Genomic DNA, 5762 nt, shown 5'->3' on the forward strand with positions numbered 1-5762 from the left:
TTTTCTCAATTTTTTTGATGTTGTAAGTGATTGGTTTTAAGGGGTGTTGGTTTTGGTTTAAAAAAAATTTAAAATAAAGTTTAAAAAAGAGTTGTGAAAAGGAAAAAGAGGTGTACATTTGCAGCCCGCAATCGCTGAGAGATTGGTTGATAAGTGGGAAAGAGTAAAGAGTTGTACGTTCATTGATAAGCTGTTTTAAGATAAGGTTAAAAAAAGAAAAATATTTTTTTAAATTTAATTTTGTCAGTTTAAAAAACAGTTATATATTTGCAGCCGCTTAGGGAAATAACTTAAGCAAACAGACGAGAAGCCGAGTTAAATTGGCGGATAAAAGTTCATTGAAATATTGTAAAGACAGCGTAAGAATGTCGTTAGGAAACGAAGACATTTTAACATAAAGAATTTTAAATCGAGAGACGGGATTGAGAGCTTATTTAGTTGTTGTTACTTAATATATTTAAAAAACAACGATGAAGAGTTTGATCCTGGCTCAGGATGAACGCTAGCGGCAGGCCTAACACATGCAAGTCGAGGGGTAACAGAGGAGCTTGCTTCTGCTGACGACCGGCGCACGGGTGCGCACCGCGTATGGAACCTACCTTTTACAGAGGGATAGCCCAGGGAAACTTGGATTAATACCTCATGGTATCATTTTTTAGCATTATTAAATGATTAAAGACTTCGGTCGGTAAAAGATGGCCATGCGTCCCATTAGCTAGATGGTAAGGTAACGGCTTACCATGGCTACGATGGGTAGGGGCCCTGAGAGGGGGATCCCCCACACTGGTACTGAGACACGGACCAGACTCCTACGGGAGGCAGCAGTGAGGAATATTGGACAATGGAGGAGACTCTGATCCAGCCATGCCGCGTGCAGGAAGAATGCCCTATGGGTAGTAAACTGCTTTTATACAGGAAGAAAAAAGAGTACGTGTACTCTACTGACGGTACTGTAAGAATAAGGACCGGCTAACTCCGTGCCAGCAGCCGCGGTAATACGGAGGGTCCGAGCGTTATCCGGAATTATTGGGTTTAAAGGGTCCGTAGGCGGGTCAATAAGTCAGGGGTGAAAGTTTGCAGCTCAACTGTAAAATTGCCTTTGATACTGTTGGTCTTGAGTTATAGTGAAGTTGCCGGAATATGTAGTGTAGCGGTGAAATGCATAGATATTACATAGAACACCGATTGCGAAGGCAGGTGACTAACTATATACTGACGCTGATGGACGAAAGCGTGGGGAGCGAACAGGATTAGATACCCTGGTAGTCCACGCCGTAAACGATGGATACTAGCTGTCCGAGACCTTGAGTCTTGGGCGGCCAAGCGAAAGTGATAAGTATCCCACCTGGGGAGTACGTTCGCAAGAATGAAACTCAAAGGAATTGACGGGGGCCCGCACAAGCGGTGGAGCATGTGGTTTAATTCGATGATACGCGAGGAACCTTACCAGGGCTTAAATGTAGATTGACAGGACTAGAGATAGTTTTTCCTTCGGGCAATTTACAAGGTGCTGCATGGTTGTCGTCAGCTCGTGCCGTGAGGTGTCAGGTTAAGTCCTATAACGAGCGCAACCCCTGCCGTTAGTTGCCAGCATGTTAAGATGGGGACTCTAACGGGACTGCCGGTGCAAACCGTGAGGAAGGTGGGGATGACGTCAAATCATCACGGCCCTTACGTCCTGGGCCACACACGTGCTACAATGGTCGGTACAGAGAGCAGCCATGTTGCAAGACAGAGCGAATCTATAAAACCGATCACAGTTCGGATCGGGGTCTGCAACTCGACCCCGTGAAGCTGGAATCGCTAGTAATCGGATATCAGCCATGATCCGGTGAATACGTTCCCGGGCCTTGTACACACCGCCCGTCAAGCCATGGAAGCCGGGAGTGCCTGAAGTCCGTCACCGTAAGGAGCGGCCTAGGGCAAGATCGGTAACTAGGGCTAAGTCGTAACAAGGTAGCCGTACCGGAAGGTGCGGCTGGAACACCTCCTTTCTAGAGAACAATGACTAAAATTTATTTTGGTCCCGTTTTATCGATTTAATATAAAAATTCTATTAGTTGTCTTTATAATTATGATATATAAGTAAATAACATTGGTTGTTTTTTATAAACAAAGAGTGTTAGGGACAGTCCCATAGCTCAGCTGGTTAGAGCGCTACACTGATAATGTAGAGGTCGGCAGTTCGAGTCTGCCTGGGACTACAAATACCGAAGTAGATTGGAAATAATTTATAAAGGTAACGTTCATTAAAAAGTATTGAAGGAAATTTTAGAAGTTGGGGAGTTAGAAGGGTTATTACTCATAACTCTTAACTAAGAACTCATCACTAAAACAAATGGGGGATTAGCTCAGCTGGCTAGAGCGCCTGCCTTGCACGCAGGAGGTCATCGGTTCGACTCCGATATTCTCCACCAGGTCAATAAACAATGACCAATTTACAATTAACAATTTTATTGTTAATTGTTTACTGATAATTGTTTTATTGCGAAACGTTCATTGACATATTGGGATAGTGTATACATTTTTTATAAGATGTATACGTAAAAGAAACACGAATTTTTTTTAGTAAAGAAGTACGAATTATAATAGAATAAAGGTCTAGCGACAAGCTGGAAAAGGGCGTATGGGGAATGCCTAGGCTCTCAGAGGCGATGAAGGACGTGATAAGCTGCGAAAAGCTGCGGGGATTGGCACACACGATATGATCCGCAGATATCCGAATGGGGCAACCCGGCATATTGAAGATATGTCATGCGAAAGCAAGCAAACCCGGTGAACTGAAACATCTAAGTAGCCGGAGGAGGAGAAAACAAAAGTGATTCCGATAGTAGCGGCGAGCGAAATTGGATTAGTCCAAACCATTGTTGTTTCGGCAATAATGGGGTTGTAGGACCACGATATTTGACGTGTAATGAATTAGAATACTTTGGAAAGAGTAACCATAGAGGGTGATAGTCCCGTATAAGTAAAGATCATTGTCGATAGTGGTATCCTGAGTAGTGCGGGGCACGTGAAACCCTGTATGAATCCGGCGGGACCATCCGCCAAGACTAAATACTCCTGAGAGACCGATAGTGAACCAGTACCGTGAGGGAAAGGTGAAAAGAACCGTGAATAACGGAGTGAAAAAGATCCTGAAACCATACGCTTACAAGCGGTCGGAGCCCGTAAGGGTGACGGCGTGCCTTTTGCATAATGAGCCTACGAGTTACTTTTACTAGCAAGGTTAAGTTCTTTAGGAACGGAGCCGTAGCGAAAGCGAGTCTTAATAGGGCGCCATAGTTAGTAGTAGTAGACGCGAAACCGTGCGATCTACCCATGGGCAGGTTGAAGCTGTGGTAACACATAGTGGAGGACCGAACCCGTTGACGTTGAAAAGTCTTGGGATGACCTGTGGGTAGGGGTGAAAGGCCAATCAAGCTCGGAAATAGCTCGTACTCCCCGAAATGCATTTAGGTGCAGCGTGTAGATAGTTTTATAGAGGTAGAGCTACTGATTGGATGCGGGGGCTTCACCGCCTACCAATTCCTGACAAACTCCGAATGCTATAAAATGTTTCTGCGCAGTGAGGGCATGGGTGCTAAGGTCCATGTCCGAGAGGGAAAGAACCCGGACCATCAGCTAAGGTCCCCAAGTGTGTGCTAAGTTGACAAAACGCGGTGGAATTGCATTGACAGCCAGGATGTTGGCTTGGAAGCAGCCATTCATTTAAAGAGTGCGTAACAGCTCACTGGTCGAGCGATTCCGCATGGATAATGATCGGGCATAAGCACACCACCGAAGCTATGGCTTTACGTAAGTAAGGGGTAGGGGAGCATTGTAGTGCCGTTGAAGGTGTACCTGCGAGGGATGCTGGAGGAGCTACAAACGAAAATGTAGGCATAAGTAACGATAATGTGGGCGAGAAACCCACACGCCGAAAGACCAAGGTTTCCCCAGCTATGCTAATCAGCTGGGGGTCAGTCGGGACCTAACGCAGACCCGAAGGGGGAAGTGGATGGACAACAGATTAATATTTCTGTACCTGCTCACGCTAAAAGTGACGGAGGCGAGAAGTTGGTGCGTACAGACGGAATTGTACGTTGAAGAGAGTGGTAACACCTCGATAGTACACCGAGACTACGGTCAAGGTGATAATCCAGCATATCGACTTCCAAGAAAAGCAAGTGAAGCAGCCCGTACCGTAAACCGACACAGGTGGTTGGGATGAGTATTCTAAGGCGCTCGAGAGATTCATGGCTAAGGAACTAGGCAAAATAGACCCGTAACTTCGGGAGAAGGGTCGCCCCCTTATGGGGGGCCGCAGTGAAGAGGTCCAGGCGACTGTTTATCAAAAACACAGGGCTCTGCAAAATCGAAAGATGAAGTATAGGGCCTGACACCTGCCCGGTGCTGGAAGGTTAAGAGGAGATGTCATCTTCGGAGAAGCATTGAATTGAAGCCCCAGTAAACGGCGGCCGTAACTATAACGGTCCTAAGGTAGCGAAATTCCTTGTCGGGTAAGTTCCGACCTGCACGAATGGTGCAACGATCTGGACACTGTCTCGGCCATGAGCTCGGTGAAATTGTAGTATCGGTGAAGATGCCGGTTACCCGCAGTGGGACGAAAAGACCCCGTGCACCTTTACTATAGCTTCGTATTGACTTCGGTCAAGCAATGTGTAGGATAGCTAGGAGACTTTGAAGTGGCATCGCCAGGTGTTGTGGAGTCATTGTTGAAATACTAGCCTTTGCTTGTCTGAAGCCTAACTCTCGTAGAGAGAACAGTGCGTGGTGGGTAGTTTGACTGGGGTGGTCGCCTCCAAAAGAGTAACGGAGGCTTCTAAAGGTGCCCTCAATACGGTTGGTAATCGTGTGTAGAGTGCAATGGCACAAGGGCGCTTGACTGAGAGACATACAGGTCGATCAGGTTGGAAACAAGAGCATAGTGATCCGGTGGTTCCGTATGGAAGGGCCATCGCTCAAAGGATAAAAGGTACGCCGGGGATAACAGGCTGATCTCCCCCAAGAGCTCATATCGACGGGGGGGTTTGGCACCTCGATGTCGGCTCGTCACATCCTGGGGCTGGAGAAGGTCCCAAGGGTTGGGCTGTTCGCCCATTAAAGTGGCACGCGAGCTGGGTTCAGAACGTCGTGAGACAGTTCGGTCTCTATCTACTGTGGGCGTTAGAAATTTGAGTGGATCTGACTCTAGTACGAGAGGACCGAGTTGGACTGACCGCTGGTGCACCAGTTGTTCCGCCAGGAGCATTGCTGGGTAGCTATGTCGGGATTGGATAAGCGCTGAAAGCATATAAGCGCGAAACCAGCCACAAGATGAAATTTCTTTAAAGGGTCGTGGAAGATTACCACGTTGATAGGCTATAGGTGTAAGGGCAGTAATGTCCGTAGCCGAGTAGTACTAATTGCCCGTCAAGCTTGCGCAATAGCTGCTCCTAAATCCTAGATTTAGGAGCAGGAAATACCTTTACTTTATTAAAATTGTATCGAATACAAAAAAATCCGTGATTCTTTAAAACTATCCCTTTTTTTATGTCATACTTCGGATAAGCTCAGCATTTACTGAACATCAAAAATCCAAGTATTAAAATATTTAAAATTTAGGTGGCCATGGCGATGGGGCTCACCCCTTACCATTCCGAACAGGGAAGTTAAGCCCATCTGCGCCGATGGTACTGCTACACCAAGTGGGAGAGTAGGAAGCCGCCTTCTTCAAAGTCCGATACATTACGTATCGGACTTTTTTTATGCCCTATTTT

2 tRNA genes and 3 rRNA genes are annotated in these 5762 nt (G+C 46.5%); all 5 read left to right on the top strand.

The annotated features are described in order from the left end of the window. Positions 1-467 precede the first annotated feature (467 nt). The 5 genes from CLV91_RS00005 to rrf all read left to right on the top strand — a co-directional run bounded on the left by CLV91_RS00005 (position 468) and on the right by rrf (position 5715). A 16S ribosomal RNA gene (locus tag CLV91_RS00005) occupies positions 468-1994 on the top strand. A gap of 136 nt (positions 1995-2130) precedes the next feature. Next, positions 2131-2204 (top strand) — tRNA-Ile (locus CLV91_RS00010). Between the two features lie 136 nt (positions 2205-2340). After that, positions 2341-2417, top strand: a tRNA-Ala gene (locus CLV91_RS00015). 187 nt (positions 2418-2604) lie between these two features. Continuing rightward, positions 2605-5429: ribosomal RNA gene (locus CLV91_RS00020) — 23S ribosomal RNA — on the top strand. A 174-nt stretch (positions 5430-5603) separates the two neighbouring features. Further along, a 5S ribosomal RNA gene (gene rrf / locus CLV91_RS00025) occupies positions 5604-5715 on the top strand. The 16S, 23S and 5S rRNA genes sit together here with 2 tRNA genes alongside, the layout of an rRNA operon. Positions 5716-5762 lie beyond the last annotated feature (47 nt).

Origin of the sequence: Maribacter vaceletii (assembly GCF_003634105.1) — a bacterium.
GTDB classification, from domain to species: domain Bacteria; phylum Bacteroidota; class Bacteroidia; order Flavobacteriales; family Flavobacteriaceae; genus Maribacter_B; species Maribacter_B vaceletii.